We start from the raw sequence: 14,096 nt of genomic DNA, 5'->3' as shown, positions 1-14,096 counted from the left end.
GCCGCCCGCGCCGCCCGCGCCGCCGGAGCCGGGTATCATGCCGCCCGCGCCGCCCGAGCCGCCCGCGCCGCCGTCCCCGCCCGATCCGGCGATCGTACCGCCCGCGCCGCCCGAGCCGCCCTGCGCGCCCTCGCCCCCCTCCCCTCCGGTGCCAGGTGTGTCGCTACTCGTCGCGCAGGCGATCGGGCCGAGAGCGGTCAAAGAGACGAGGCCCGAAAAAAGGAGAGCCGAACGGAGAGCCGCAAATCGAGAAAGCAAGCGCATGTCGATGACCTCGCAGAAGAAGGGTGGATCGAAGCGGGGTGAGTATGCCCCGACGGCGAGGATCGACAAGGCTGGCGCGGCCGCGCCGTCAGGGCGTGAAGCGAATGGAGTAACTAACCATCGTCTTTTTACCGCCTTTTGGCTTCAAAAATTCGATGGCTTCGAAAACGCCGACGACACAAGGCACGAATCCTTCGCCCTTGAGCGCCGTGCGAGGGTGGGAGACCTGGGCCTTGCCGCCCTTGCCGTCGACGAGGAGGTCGACGCCGAAATCGCCGCCCTTCTTCAAATCGTCGACCTTGGCGAAGCAGCGGCGGAGCTCGTCGAAATGGGGCTCGACCGAGCGATTGAACGGCGCCTTGTTGGCGTCGTCGTTCGGTCCGCCGCCGATGTGCATTCCGATGTTCTTGACCTTGACGGCCGGGAGCGGTGTTGCCTCGGGCGGCGGCGCTTCCGGGGCCGCCGCGGAGGCGGAGGCAGCGGCGGACGCAGACGCAGCAGGCTCCGGCGCGACGGCCGACGCGGAGGGCGCGACGGCAGACGCGGAAGGCGGGGGCGCGGCGGCGGACGCGGGCGCGGCGGCGGTCGTGGTCGTCGGCGCGGGCGCCGAGCCGTCGGGGGCGGTGGCGCCCGAGCAGGCCACGAGGATCGGCGCGGCCACGAGACAAGCGAGCCGCAGGGTGTTTTTCGAGACGAACGTTTGGCGCTTTCGATCGGGGGGGTTCATTCGGGTCTCTCGGTGCTCGGCGAGGTCTGGCGCAGCTTGCGGACAGCCTCGTTGTGCTGGTCGAGCGCCTCGCTGAAGGTGTGTCGGCCGCCGCCCTTGGCCACGAAATAGAGGTATTTCGTCGCCGCGGGCGCGAGCACGGCCTCGATGGACGGAGCGCCGGGGTTCGCGATGGGACCGGGCGGCAATCCGTCGTTCACGTACGTGCTATATCGATTCTTCGAATCCCGGTTGATGGCCGGGGTGATCTTGCCCGTGAACCCGGCGCAGGCCGGGACGATGTCGGGCTCAGAAAAACAAGCGTAAGCCGCCGTGGGATCGGATTGCAGGCGCCTCGGCCTGAACGTGGGATCGAGCAGCCGGTTCAAAAAGACGCTCGCGATGAGCGGGCGCTCGTCGGCCTGGACGGCCTCTTTCTCGACGATCGAGGCGAGGATCAAGATCTCGCGGCGGCCATACCCGAGCGTATTGCGGAGCGACGCGAAGCCCGCGGCGTGCTGCACCGCGAGCGCGGCCCAGCGTCGATCGGCCTCCGTGACGAGGCGACGGACGATCTCCTTGGGATCGGTGTCGAGCGGGAAATCATACGTCGCCGGAAACAGGTATCCCTCGGCGCTCTCGATCCCGAGCGCGCCCTTGCGCTCGATGCCGAGCTCGTCGAGCAGGAGCGGATCGGCGCTCGCGCGGAGGAAAGCGTTCTTGCCCGCGACCCGAAGTTTTTCGAGGCGGGTGGCGATGTCGAACCGGTGAAACCCCTCGGGGATGGTGACGCGCGTGGCAGGGCGCTTCGGCGATCGTTCGAGGAGGTGGCGCAGATCCCAAGGATCGAGGCCCTGCGCGAGCAGGTGCGGGCCGGGGACGAACGCGCCCGTGCCGCCGGTCGTGCGCAGGAACATGGCCATCGCGCCCTCGCTGCGGACAAGGCCATGCCGGGCGAGCAGAGCCGCGGCCTGATCACTGTCGAGGCCGGCCGGCCAGTCGACCTCGACCGTGGCACCAGCATCCGGGGCGTGCAGGTGCCCGTAGCCGAGGACGAGCGCGAGCACGGAGAGGCCCACGGCGCCCACGGCGCCCGCGAGCGCGAAGAGGGCCGCCCGGGAGCGGCGCGAGAGGCGCGAGACGCGCGCGCGGGGCTTTCTGGGCGACGGCGGCGGCGGCGACGACGAGGGGAGCGCGCCGGCCTCGGAGGGCGCTTGGGGCGACGCACGGCGGCGGCGACGCCCGGGGGAAGACGGAACTCTCGTGGGCACGGCAGGACCCGTGCAAAGCACCAAACGCCGAAGGGCGTCAAGCCGAACGTTGCCACGGGGCGGCTCCGAGGGTGATGATGCCGCCGTCGAGGAGGTCCTTTCCCCGCATGGCATCGAAGGCCGTCACCGATCGGCAGAAGTCCGCGCGCGCCGTGACCGCAGCCGCACACACGCACGCAAACGAGGTGGCGGGGCGTGTCGCCGAGCTGCTCTCGCCGCACCTCCGGCCCGACGAGGAGATGCCAAACGTGGGGCTCTTCCTGCGCCTCATCGGCAGGCTCATCGCGACGGAGAACGAGGCACTCGTGCGCGCCGACGCGGCCCACGAGCGGGAGCTCGCCGACGACGCAGCCCCCCGCAAGGCGCGAGACGAGGCCGTCGAGAAGGTGCGCCGAATCCTGGTGGATCTGCGCGCGGCCGTGGAGACGACATGCGGGATGGCGGGTCTGCCGCGGCTGCACCTGCTCGAAGCGGTGCCGACAGACCCATCCGTGCTCGCGACGATCGGCCGTTCGGTGCTCGATGCGCTGCGCGACGAGTCGGTGCGGCTGCCGGCGCCGCGGCGGCGGGGCCTGTCGCTCGATCGGGAGGCGTTCGCCGAGGAGCTCGATCTCGAGCTGCCGCCGCTGGAAAAAGCGCTCGCAGCGGTGGCGAGGGAAGCACGCGAGGCGGAGGCGACGCTGCGGCAGAAGCGAGCGGCGATGGAAGCGAACGATCGCGCATTCAGCCGCGGGGCGGCGGTCCTGTCGTCGACGTTCGCGCTGGCAGACCTGGAGGATCTGGCGGGGCGGCTGCGGCCCTCGCAGCGTCAGCCCGGCGAGACGAACGAGTTCGAGCTGGCAGCGACGAGGGCGGAGACAGACGCGGACGGCTGAGCATCGAGGAGGCGTCTCGCCGGGGCGCTGCCCCGGGCCCCGCGGGGGCTGTTCGCCCCTCGACCCGAACCAGGGCCAGCCCTGGACCCTTTGGGGACGAACTGCGCGATGCGCAGTTCGTCCCACAGGCCGGTGGGACCGCGTCGCCAGTTGAGCTGTCAGCGCGGCTGTCTCAGTTGGCAGGGTCGCTCGCGGTCTTGACCCGGCTGTTCGATGAACTGCGCATCGCGCAGTTTATCGACCCTCAGTCCAGCGCGGGCGCTGGTCCGGGTGCAGGGGCGGACAGCCCCTGCTGGGGCCTGGGGCAACGCCCCAGCGAGGCGCCTAGAAGCCCATGTTGGTCGCCGCTTCCTGGTTGGAGCGGACGGCCTTGCGGCCCTGGCGCGACTCCGTGGGGGCCGCGGGCGGAGGCGTGGCGAATGGGCCCGCGGCGGGCTCCGGGGCGGCGGCGGCGACGGGGGGCGGCGCGGCGAAGCCTGATTGCGCTTGCTGCACGACGGCGAGTTGCCGGTCGAAATCCGAGGCGACGTCGGCGGCGCGGGCTGCGGGGGCGCTCGTCTTGGCCTTCGCGGCTGAGTCGCGCAGGTCTTGTTCGCGGCTCTCGATGCGCCTTCGCGCCTCGGCGACCTTGCCTTGCTCGAACAGGCGGTTGGCCTCTTCGAGTGCGGAGGCGGTCTCGCTGCGGTTCACGCGGCCGGCGACGACGGCGTCGAGATCACTCGCGTTTGTATCGACGACCTCGACGCCGAGCTTGCCGCTGCAGCGGCCGTCCTCGTTCTTGACGAGATCCTTGTAGTGCATGTCGACGCTCGCGACGGCGAGCTCGCCATTCAACCCTGCGGGGACGCGCAGCTTCACGAGCACGGTCTTCACGTCGCCGCTGCTGAAGGTGCCGAGGGGGACGGTGATGCGATTGCCGCTGCGCCGGAAGGAGCGATCGAAGACGCGGTCGAGCTCCACGCCGGGGGCGAGATCGATGTCGATCTCGGCGCCGCTCGCGACGGCCTGCGTGAGGGCCTCGGCCTCGCCCTCGAAGACGCGGGCGAGCGCGGCGTCGTTTTCCACGAAGTAATGACGGCCGTTCGATTCGACGGCGATCGCCGAGAGGATTTTTTCGTTGTAATCGACGTCCACGCCGACGGTCGAGATGCCGATGGCGCGGTCGCGGGCGCGCTGCGCGAGGCTGCGGAAGCCGGGGACGTCCTTCAGGCCGTGGTTTGCGTCGCCGTCGCTGAGGACGATCATGCGGCTGATGCGGCCGTCGCTCGAGCGGCTCATCTCGGACATCGCGGTCTCGATGCCGCAGGAGATGCAGGTGTCGCCGCCGAGCGTGATGCCGGAGATCGACGAGACGACCGAGCCGCGCGTCGAGGGGCCGATGACGACGGCCGGGACGACGACTTCGGTGCGCGTGTCGAACGTGACGACCGAGACCATGTCGCCGTCGTGGAGGCGCTCGACGGCGCCGATCGCGGCGTTGATCGCATTGCGGAGGCGGGTGCCCTTCATCGAGCCGGAGCGGTCGATGACGATGGAGAGGTTCACCTGCGGCGTGGCTTGCCCGCGATCGCCTCCGTTCGCGCGGGCTTCGAGCATCAGGAACGTCTCGCCGCGCTGGTTCTTGAGGATCTTCGGGTGACCCATGCGCCCGTCGATCATCACGGTCGATCCTGCGGTGAAGTGGGCGAGCTCGACCTGGTTCGTCCCGTCGGTCGTCTTTTCGGTCGTGTTGGATTCTTCGGTCACCTCGGCGCCGATGGTGGGCTCGGGCGAGGACGGCAGGCCGCCGGGGGGGGTGAACGAGTAGACGGAAAGGCTCGTGAGCAGCATGCCGGCGAAGGCGAGGACAGCAACGCGGGACGATTTCATGGCTCTCTCCGGGGATCGGGCATCGGCGCTGCAAGAACGGGGCTCGCGAGCACGAGCTTACGGTGCGCCGGTGGGTCCTTGGACGAAGATCGAGGGAGAACGATCTGGGCCGAGGTCCGCTTCTGCAGCCACGCGGACCCCGCAGGCCTTCAAGGTGTCCCAGGGGGGGATGGATCCGATGAGGACGAAGACGGCGTCGTAAGGGACGCGCTCGTCGCGGCCGCGGGCGCGGAGGGTGGCGGTGTTGAGGTCGAGGGTGGCGATCTCGGTCTCGAAGCGCAGGCTCAGGCGGCCGGCGGCGTGCATGCGCTTGACCTCGTCGATGTTGCGCGACTTGCCGCGCGTGAAGGTCGGGCCGCGGTGGACGACGGTGACCGTGGTGCCGGGCTGCCGGGCGAGGGCGACGGCGATCTCCATGGCCACGTCGCCGAGGCCGACGACGAGGACCCGTTTGCCCTCAAAGCTTCGGGCGTCGGCGAGGTGGTAATGCACGCGGGCCTCGACGTCGGGCGTGAGCTCGATGGGGAGCCTGCGGGGCGTGCCGCGCTGGCCGATGGCGAGGAGGACGCGGCGGGCGAGGACGTCGCGCGGCGGCCCCCCTTCGCGCGGCTCGGTGCCGACGCGGAAGAGCTTGCCGCCTTCCTCGCGCGAGACGGCCGTCATGCGCGTGTCCTGCCGGATGGGCAGCTCTTCCTTGCGGATGATGCGCATCCAGTGCGAGAGGAGCTCTTCCTTGGTGGACTCCTTCAGCCAGAGTTTGCCCGTGAGGGGCAGGTCGAGGGGCTGATCGAAGACGAGCTTGCCGCGGGGGAAGCTGCGGATGCTCTGGGCGACCGAGCCTTGCTCGATGACCTCGAACGAGAGGCCGAGCTCCTTCGCGCGGAGGGCGGCGCTGATGCCCGCCGGGCCCGCGCCCACGATGACGAGGTCCTTCGGGCGTTCGCCCCCGCCCGCCCACGCGCCCTCGGCGGCGAGGCTTGCGGCGATCTTTTCGACGGCATGCGCGCCCTGGAGGATCGCGTTCTTGATGAGCGGCAAGCCCGTCACGTCGCCGGCGAGGAAGAGGCCGGGCGTGTCCTCGCTCTGGAGGGCGTCGTCGATGCGCGGACGATCGCCGATGGTGTCGCCGTCCGTGATGCGGAGCGAGCCGTTCGGGCAACGTTGCTCGCAGAGCGTGAGGCCGCAGCAGGCCTCGGGGCGCACGACGACGGCGACGTACTTCTGGACTTCGAGCACGTCGTAGGGGCAAGCGTCGACGCAGGCGTAACAGCCGAGGCAGGTCTGGGTGTCGATCTGCGGGAGGCGGACGCGGGTCTGCGGCTTGAGCATCGCCTCCGGAGCCTGGGGTTTGTCCTGGACCTTGCGGCGGCGCGCGCGGAGGGCGCCCGCGCCGCGGACGAGGCCGAGCGTGAGCGCAAAGGCGAGCGTACCGGTGCCGAGCCAGAGCCACGAGAGCACGCTCGTCGCGGGGCGATCGAGCTTGGGGACCGCGAGGGCGACGTCGCGGGCGGCATCCCAGGCGACGGGGCGATCCTCGCCGTGCTGCGCGGCGCAGACGCGGCCGCGGGCCTGCGCGCCGGGGCGAACGGGCGTGTCCGGCGGCAAGGCCGTCTGATGTTCGTCGAAGCAGAGGGACGGTTTGTCGGGGCCGAGTTTTTCCGTGCCGGGGGCGAAGCAACGGGAGATGGGATCCCGCGGGGAGCGCGGGTCGTGGCATCCCTTGCAGCTCGCGGCGGTGACGATCGGGACCGTGGCTTCGAGGTGCGCGGGCGGCGCGTCGTCGAGGACGCGCTCGACGCCCGGGGCGAAGCGGATCGGCGGCTCGCCGGGGACGAACGCGACGCCCTGATCGGCGTGGTGGATGGGATGGCAGGTCGAGCAGCGGAGGGCGCCGGATTTGAAGAGGCGCTCGTGCGGGCGGCGGCGCGGCGCGTGGGCGCCGTGGCACGAGGCGCAGGCTTCGTCAGGGCGTTTTTCGGCCCCCGCGGCGCCGTGGCAGCTCGCGCAGGTGACGCTCGCGGCGCGCGCATGCGGGCGCGAGAGCGGGCCGGGTGAGGCGTGGCCGCCGGGGGGCGGGAAGACGAACGCGGAGAGGCCCGCAGCGACGGCAGCGACGACCGTGGCCGTGAGGACGCCGCGGAAGCGGGTGACGTCGGAGGTCTTTTCGGCCCGCTTGGCGGCGCGGCCGCGGGCGAGCTCGCGCGGGACGGCGGCACGATCGCGGGCGTCTCCGAGCGGCGATGCGTAGAGCGTGGGCAGCGCGGCAGGGGGTTCGGGGGCGTGGCTCGGCTCGTCCGAGCTACGCCCCCGAGCGTTGACGGGAGGTTTGCCCGCGGAGGGTTCGTCCCGACGATCGCGGTCTGCCATGGAACGATCGCCTCCCCTCACCGCTTCATCACCGCCGCCACGTGCACCACGAGCAGCGCCATCGCCATGCCGAAGGTCAGGATGTGGAGCGGGAGCCCCACGCGGAGCAGCCGCAGGAGGAGCCTCTGCGCCGGCAGCGCGCGCAGCTCCACGACGATCCGCACGAGCCCGTCGAGCCCCGCGAGCCGCTCCTTGCCGCGCCCCTCGAGGACCCGCTCGATCCGCGCTCGCAAGACCTCTTCCTCCTGACGCAGCGTCCTGCCCGACGCGAGCAAGAGAAGCGGTCCCGCGGAGCTCATCGCGAACGGCACGAGGATCTTGTCGAAAATCTTCTTCACGAGATCGCTCTTGCCGCTCACCTCGCGATAGAGCCTGTCGACGAGCTCCCTGCGCGCGGCGGCGAAGTCTTCGGGCAGCGCGGCGGAGCGCTCGATGCGGGCCATGCGGCGCGGCAAGACGGCGTACGCGAGCGCCGAAAGGCCTCCCACGAGCGCGCTCACGAGGAAGACGAGCCGGAGCGCGCCGCCCGCCGTGGACGGGGCGATCGGATCCATCGGCGCGTGCGCGAAGACGAGGCCCGTCGTGACGAGCCCGAGCGCGAGGTGAACCGCGAGCTGCGGGCGAACCCGGGAAGCGACGGGCGTGCGTGGCTCGGCGTTCTCCTCGCCCGCGCGCTTGTGCATCCACAGGCGCACGAGGCGCTTCGGCACGGCGTAGAGGACGAGCAGGACGAACCCCACGGCCGCGAGGATGCCCGCCGCGCCGCCGAGACCCGCGTCCGCGCGCCAGAGCCCTCGCGCCTGCATGACCGCGCCGACGACGCCGATCGCCGCGCCCGCGATCGCGCCGCCCGCGACGAGGCCGGTCGCGCTCGCGCCTCGCTTCTGCACCTCGGTGCGGGCCGTGGATCCGCCGAGGACGAGGTCGCGCACGTCGGTGAGCTCCTCGCTCGGGTTCATGCGGAAGATCGATCCGGTGGGACAAACCTGCACGCAAGCAGGGCCCTCGTAGCCGCGGCAGAGATCGCATTTCACCGCGACGTCGGGGTAGGCGCCGCCCGCCGGGCGTGGTGAATCGGCAGGGCGGACGGCCATCTGGATGTTGTCCCAGGGACAGGCCTTGGCACACGCGCCGCAGCCCGTGCAGAGCGCCTCGCGGATGAAGACCTCGCCGTCCGGCTCGCGCCCGATCGCGCCCGTGGGGCAGTCGATCATGCAGCTCGGGTTCGCGCAGTGCTGGCACGAGTTCGGCAGGAGCAGGCTGCGCGGCGCCTCCGAGCGCGCCTCGACGCGCGCCACCATCTTGTCGCCGCGCCGCACGATCCGCGCCTCGCCGTGGAGCTCCGCGCATCCCCACGCGCAATGCCCGCAACGCACGCACGTCTCGAGGTCGATGACGAGCAGCGAGCGCGCGACCTTGAGCCGGTAGAGATCACGAAACGCGTGCTGCGTGGCGTTCTCCGCGGCGCGGCCGATCACGGATTTCTGCGACGCCTGCTGATCGAGCGCGATGCGGCGGAGCGCGCCGAAGAGGTCCGGATGACGCACGAGGATGCCGCGGAACGTGCGCGCGTCGACGGCGATGAGCAGCGACGGGCCGCTCGCGACGGCGCCGGAGAGGCGCGGCGCGCCGGCCTCGATCTCCGCGTCGCCGAAGAAATCGCCGCGACCGAGATAGGCGCGCACGCGCAGGCGCTCGCCGTCGTCGGTCTGGATCTGGATCATCCCGTCCGCCACGAGGAACAGATCCGTGGACGGGTCTCCTTCGCGATAGACGGGCTGCCCGCGCTCGAAGCGCTGGTAGCGGGCCGCGTCGAGCAGGACGTCGACGTCCTCGGGATCGAGGGCGCGTGCGAAGGCCATCGTGTGGAGCAGATCGCGCGTGGCGGCCCGGCGCAGGATGCGCTCGAGCCGCTCGGCGACCTCGGCCTTGCCGCTGCGCGCCGCCGCGCGCTGAAAGACGTGCGCGGGCACCTCGCAGAGCCGTGAAGACACGCGCGCGGTGGCCGTCGCGCTGCGCGCCCCGAACGCCGTCGCCTCCTCGCCGAACGACGCGCCCTTGCCCGCCGCGCGCAGCTCGCTCTCCCGATCCTCGCCGCGACGCACGGCCGAGAGCGCGACGAGGCCTTCGGCGACCACGAAAAACGCGCCCGCTGCGTCGCCCGCGCGGTAGACGACCTCGCCCTCGGCCACCGAGAGCATGCGCCCCGCGTCCTCGATCTCGCGGCGCGCGCGCGCGTCGAGGCCACGAAACACCGGCGCCTCCCACACCGCCGGAGGCCAAGCCGCGCGCTCGCCCGAGGCCGCGGGCGAACCCGACGTCACGGCACCTCCACGTCGACGCGCGCGAGCTCGACGATCTCCAGCCGGCGCAGCATGTCCTCGGTCACGTTCGGCCCGTTCGGGCGCAGGCCGCGCCGCGACTGCTCGCGCTCGTACGCCGCGAAGGCCCGGATCAAGAAGGGCGGGAAGGCGCGGAAGAGCAAGCGCGCCTCGACGCGGAACGGGCCGCGGCGCGCGCCGGCGTCGAGGTCGTACGTGAACCGGATCGGCACGTTCGGCGGGAGCGACCGCGTGTCGACGATCGCGTCGGGGCCGCGCACCTGCCCGCGCGACGCGTCGAGCGCGCCGACGGGGAAGTACGTCTCGAAGAGCGCGTGATCGAGGGAGAGATTCGAGCGGCACTCGCCCGTGTCGATGTCGTAATCGCCGTCGTCGAAGCGATCGGCCCGGAAAAACCCTTGCCCCGGGCCGGGCTCGCAGCGACCGTCGGGGCCGATCACGCCGATGCAGCGGACGCAGCGCAAAAAGCCGTTCTGGAAGTTGACGAGGCCCTTGCCGCGGAACGAGGTACCGCCGCGCTCGGGCGGAGGAGACCAGCGCGGGACGTCGGGGCCGTCGCGTACGTCGGCGCCGAAGAGGCCGATCGGGCGGCCGCGCTCGTCGAGCGACGACGGGTTCGTGTTCACGCGGACGAACGTTTTGTCGTGCAGATCCTCGTCGGGTCGGCCCACGCGGCCGACCTCGTAGACCACGCCGCCGTCGCGATCCCGCACGACGAGGTGCACCCAGAACTCGCGCTCCTGGCTGAATCCGGCGGGGACGCGGTGCCCGGCGCCCACGTTCTCCACGACGATGGGGATCTCGATCCCCGCGCCGCCGCGGCGGGCGCCGTCGATCTCGAAGCGGAACGTGTGGCGCAGGAGCAGATCGCGGCGGCGGCGCGCGCCGAGCGGGATGCCGTGCACGTCGATCGTCGTCTCGTCGACGAGCGAATTGGGGAACTCGTCGGAAAGCGGGAGATCGACGCCGGAGAAGTAATGCGTGCTGACGTTCGTGGCCTTGGGCGAATTGTCGGCCGAGCGCCCCGTTGGGAACACGCCGGGCGCGCGCGCGACGAAATGGGAGCCGGGCGGGCATTCGGGCTCGCTCTCGCCGCTCGCGGGCGGGCGGGGGGTTTGGGGGGCAGAGCGCAGCCCCGGCTGCGCGGGCCCCCCATCATCATTAGCCTCACACACGCCGGGATACGTGCTCATGTGGCAATCCTGGCAAGTCGCGGGGGTTTTCCCGCGCCGCTCCTCGTCGCGGGCCCAGGCGGCCCACTCGGAGTAGGCGTTGCGCAGACGCTTGAAATGCTCGCCCTTCTGCACGCCGAGGACGTCGGACCCGAAGAGGCGCACGTCGTGGCAGCTCCCGCAGAACTCGCTCGTGCGGAGGTAGGCGTTCGCGCGCTCGCTCGGGCGGCGGTGGACGAGCGGATCGACGCTGTCGGGTGATCCGGACGGCGCGGAGGCAATCGGACGCGGCGCGCGCCCGCTCTCCAGGAAGAGCTCCTCGTTCCGCAGATCGTAGCCGCTGTTCGCGATGCCGAACAGACCGCGGTTGTCCTCGGGTCTGGCCGGAAAAACCGCGCCCGTGACGAACGAGGTCCAGGTGGGGTTTCCCTCGTAGCCGCCGCGCGCGCCGCCGCGCCCGCCCACGGGGCCGTGCACGGTGTGGCAGAAGACGCAGGAAATGCCCTCGATGCCCTGCGCGCCGAGCAGGTCGCGGACGGGCTTGCGCGTCCCGGGATCGCCGCCAGCGCGGCCGTCCCACGCCGGCAACGGTCGCTCGATCTTCTCGGCGGGGCTGTGGCAATTGACGCACCAGTGCTCGCCGCCCGAGCCGGTCACGGGCAAACCACTCTGGCGATTGCGGCAAGCGGTCGAGGCATTGACACGGCGGAGGATCCCGGCGCCGTTCGGGCAATCCTCGTCGCGCCCAACCTGCTCCTCGATGAGGCTCTCGAGGCCATTGAAGAGCGGGCTCTTCACCGAGTGCGCCATCACCGAGCGGCGCCACTCCGCCGCCTGGCGCGGATGGCACGAGGCGCAGGCCTCGCTCGTGGTGCCGACGGCGGAGATCGGCGTGAGGGGCGTGATGTCCTGCTTGGGCGCCTCCGCAGGCGCAGGCGCGAGGCGCGAGAACGCGAGCGCCGCGACGACGAGGCCCGCGCCGATGGGCAAACCCGCGGAGATCCAGGCGCTCTTCGCGGGGCTCGGTTTTTCCGCGGCACGTCGCGCCGGCGCGGGTCGTTCGGCGGAGTCAGCCGCAGGTTCTTCCGTCTTCCGCGCGCGGGTCTCTGCGGGCTTGCGGTCGCGCGTGGGTCGCGCGGCCGCGGCGGAGGCGCTCTCACCGCGAAGAAACCGACCGAGCTCCTGTGTGATGGTCACGGCGCGATCCGGTCGCCGCGCCGGATCGGGCTCGAGGAGCCGCAAGGAGAGGCTCTGCAAGCCCGTCGGCAGCGCGCGCGCCACGGCGTCCACGAACGGAGGCGCCTCGCGTTGCGCGGCCTCGTCGAGCGCGTGCCGCAGGCCCGCCCCGGCGAACGGGTGTTCTCCCGCGAGCAACCGGTACAGCAAGAGTCCGAGCACGTACCGATTCGCGGCGCTGTCCCACACGGCCCCCGCGGCCTGCTCGGGCGGCGTCCAGCGCGGCGAGATCTCCGCCGTCCCGCCGCGCGATCCGCCCTCCGGCGCGCCCAGGATCGCGCCCACGAGCCGCGACGCCGCGACCACCACGGCGCCCTCTTCGTCCACGTACACGCCTTCGAGCGAGAGCGGCCCCGGAAAGAGGCTCGCCTTCTCACACGCCGCGAGCCCCTCGGCGACGGCGAGCGTGATCCCGAGCGCCTCGCGCCACGGCCACGGCCCCTTCCGCTCGCGCATGAGCTCCGCGAGGCTCGTCCCGAGCTTGCGGCGCACGATCCACACGCCCTCGTCGTCCACGCCGCCGAGCGTGAACCCGCCGATCGAGGCCTCTCCAAACCCGAGCAATCGCCGCGCCGCGGGCTCGTCCGATCCGGGGAGACGGAACAGCTCGCGCCCGCCCTCGCAGGCGAAGCGCGACGCGCGCCCGAGCGGCGGCAACGGCGCGCCGGCCGCGATCCCGCTCGCCTCGGGGCGCGCGCGTTTCATCATCGCCCCCGCACCTTCCCCGTCGCCGTGCTCTTCGTCGTCGCCGTCGCGGTCGCCGTGGGCGCGCCCGCGGAGGACGAATCTTCGGCCGATTGCGTCGATCGCACGAGGTACGCGCCGAGGCCCGCGAGCAAGGACAGCCCCACGATGATCCCGACCGCGACCTTCATCGGCACCTCGCGCCCTTGATCCACCTGATCGACGAGCGCGATCGTGTCCTTGCGCGCGCCGGCGCCCGCGTTCTCGCGCCGCGTGGCCTTCGCCTCGTCGGCATGCCGATCCGATCGCGGATCACTCGATCGCGTCGCGGGTCTGGCCTCGTCGGAGGGCTCGGGCGCCTCGGGGATCGTGCGGGGTGTGGGGGATTTTTGGTGCGGCGTGGTCGCACCGTGGGAGCTCAAACGGCCCGGGCTCGTGCGCGCGGGCGCAGGCGCCGCGACCTGGAACGGTTCGAGCCTCTCCACCACGTCCTGCGCGAAGTAGGGCCGATCCTCCGGCGCTTTTTCGAGGAGCTGGAACAGGAGCTGCTCGACGCCCTTCGGCAGGCCGCTCCGCACCTCCGTTTCGAGCGGCGGCGGCTCGGCCGTGCACTGGAGGTTCAGGAGCTGCCGCGGCGAGGCCGAGGAGAACGGCGGTTTGCCCGCGAGCAGCTCGTAGAACACGAGCCCGAGCGCGTAGAGGTCGGCGCGGTGATCGATGGTGCGCGCGTCGATCTGCTCCGGGCTCATGTACTGCAGCGTGCCGACGCTCTGCGTGTTCGTCTGGTTCATCGCCTGGAGCATCTTGGCGATGCCGAAATCCATGACCTTCACCGTGCCGTCGGTCAGGATCATGATGTTCTCCGGCTTGAGATCGCGGTGGATGATGGGCGGCTCCTGCCCGTGCGCCGCGGAGAGCGCCGAGGCCACGGCCGCCACGATGCGGATCGCCTCGGTCCAGGAGAGCCGCCCTTCCTCGCCGAGCATCGTGCGCAGCGTGCGGCCGTCGAGGAACTCGAGCACCATCGCGAGCTGCCCGTTCGCCTCGATGCTGGCCAGGCTCCGCACCACGTTCGGGTGCTCGAGGTGCGCGAGGATCTGCATCTCGTTCACGAAGAGCTTGCGGCCCGTCTCACTCTTCGCGAGCTCGGGGTGCAGGACCTTGAGGGCCACGCGCCGCTTCGACAGGCGCTCCTCGCCCTCGTAGACCTTGCCCATCCCCCCCTCGCCGACCAGGCGCCGGACGAGGTAATCACCGAGCTGCTCCATCACGCGTCTCCGATCCGCCGGACTACCTACGGATGACCCCCC

9 protein-coding genes are annotated in these 14,096 nt (G+C 71.6%); 1 reads left to right on the top strand and 8 read right to left on the bottom strand.

Annotated features, from left to right (window positions below):
* From QHF85_RS34420 to mltG, 3 genes are all read right to left on the bottom strand, one after another.
* Nucleotides 1-201 (bottom strand): hypothetical protein (locus QHF85_RS34420; protein WP_281331623.1); only part of this gene is annotated, 201 nt, incomplete at its 3' end.
* Nucleotides 202-352: 151 nt separating this feature from the next.
* Nucleotides 353-991: a hypothetical protein gene (locus tag QHF85_RS34415; protein WP_281331622.1), complete on the bottom strand. Its 639-nt coding sequence runs from the start codon at nt 989-991 to the stop codon at nt 353-355.
* The gene (gene mltG, locus QHF85_RS34410; RefSeq protein WP_281331621.1) at nt 988-2,241 is read right to left on the bottom strand and encodes an endolytic transglycosylase MltG; all 1,254 of its coding nucleotides are present in this window, start codon (nt 2,239-2,241) and stop codon (nt 988-990) included. The genes QHF85_RS34415 and mltG overlap by 4 nt, the downstream gene beginning before the upstream one ends.
* 107 nt (nt 2,242-2,348) lie before the next feature.
* On the opposite strand from mltG, the gene QHF85_RS34405 reads away from it, so the two are divergent.
* Nucleotides 2,349-3,116: a hypothetical protein gene (locus QHF85_RS34405; RefSeq protein WP_281331620.1), complete on the top strand. Its 768-nt coding sequence runs from the start codon at nt 2,349-2,351 to the stop codon at nt 3,114-3,116.
* 324 nt (nt 3,117-3,440) lie between these two features.
* Here QHF85_RS34405 and QHF85_RS34400 read toward each other — a convergent pair whose 3' ends face one another.
* The 5 genes from QHF85_RS34400 to QHF85_RS34380 are packed head-to-tail and all read right to left on the bottom strand — an operon-like array spanning nt 3,441 to nt 14,054.
* The gene (locus QHF85_RS34400) at nt 3,441-4,985 is read right to left on the bottom strand and encodes a VWA domain-containing protein (RefSeq protein ID WP_281331619.1); all 1,545 of its coding nucleotides are present in this window, start codon (nt 4,983-4,985) and stop codon (nt 3,441-3,443) included.
* A 57-nt stretch (nt 4,986-5,042) separates the two neighbouring features.
* Nucleotides 5,043-7,352 carry an NAD(P)-binding domain-containing protein gene (locus QHF85_RS34395; protein ID WP_281331618.1) on the bottom strand — a complete coding sequence of 770 codons (2,310 nt, stop codon included), beginning with the start codon at nt 7,350-7,352 and terminating at the stop codon, nt 5,043-5,045.
* 17 nt (nt 7,353-7,369) lie between these two features.
* Nucleotides 7,370-9,676, bottom strand: a complete 2,307-nt coding sequence (locus QHF85_RS34390) for a cyclic nucleotide-binding domain-containing protein (RefSeq protein ID WP_281331617.1) — start codon at nt 9,674-9,676, stop codon at nt 7,370-7,372.
* On the bottom strand, nt 9,673-12,810 hold the full coding sequence (locus QHF85_RS34385; protein ID WP_281331616.1) for a hypothetical protein: 3,138 nt from the start codon (nt 12,808-12,810) through the stop codon (nt 9,673-9,675). Before QHF85_RS34385 ends, QHF85_RS34390 begins: the two co-directional genes overlap by 4 nt.
* A complete protein-coding gene (locus QHF85_RS34380; protein ID WP_281331615.1) occupies nt 12,807-14,054 on the bottom strand; it encodes a serine/threonine-protein kinase in 1,248 nt (415 codons plus the stop codon). The genes QHF85_RS34385 and QHF85_RS34380 overlap by 4 nt, the downstream gene beginning before the upstream one ends.
* Nucleotides 14,055-14,096 lie beyond the last annotated feature (42 nt).

Origin of the sequence: Polyangium sp. 6x1, assembly GCF_029946515.1 — a bacterium.
Classification (GTDB): Bacteria; Myxococcota_A; Polyangia; order Polyangiales; family Polyangiaceae; genus Polyangium.
Note: the sequence above shows the minus strand (reverse complement) of the source record. Positions and strands in the feature narration are given on the sequence as shown.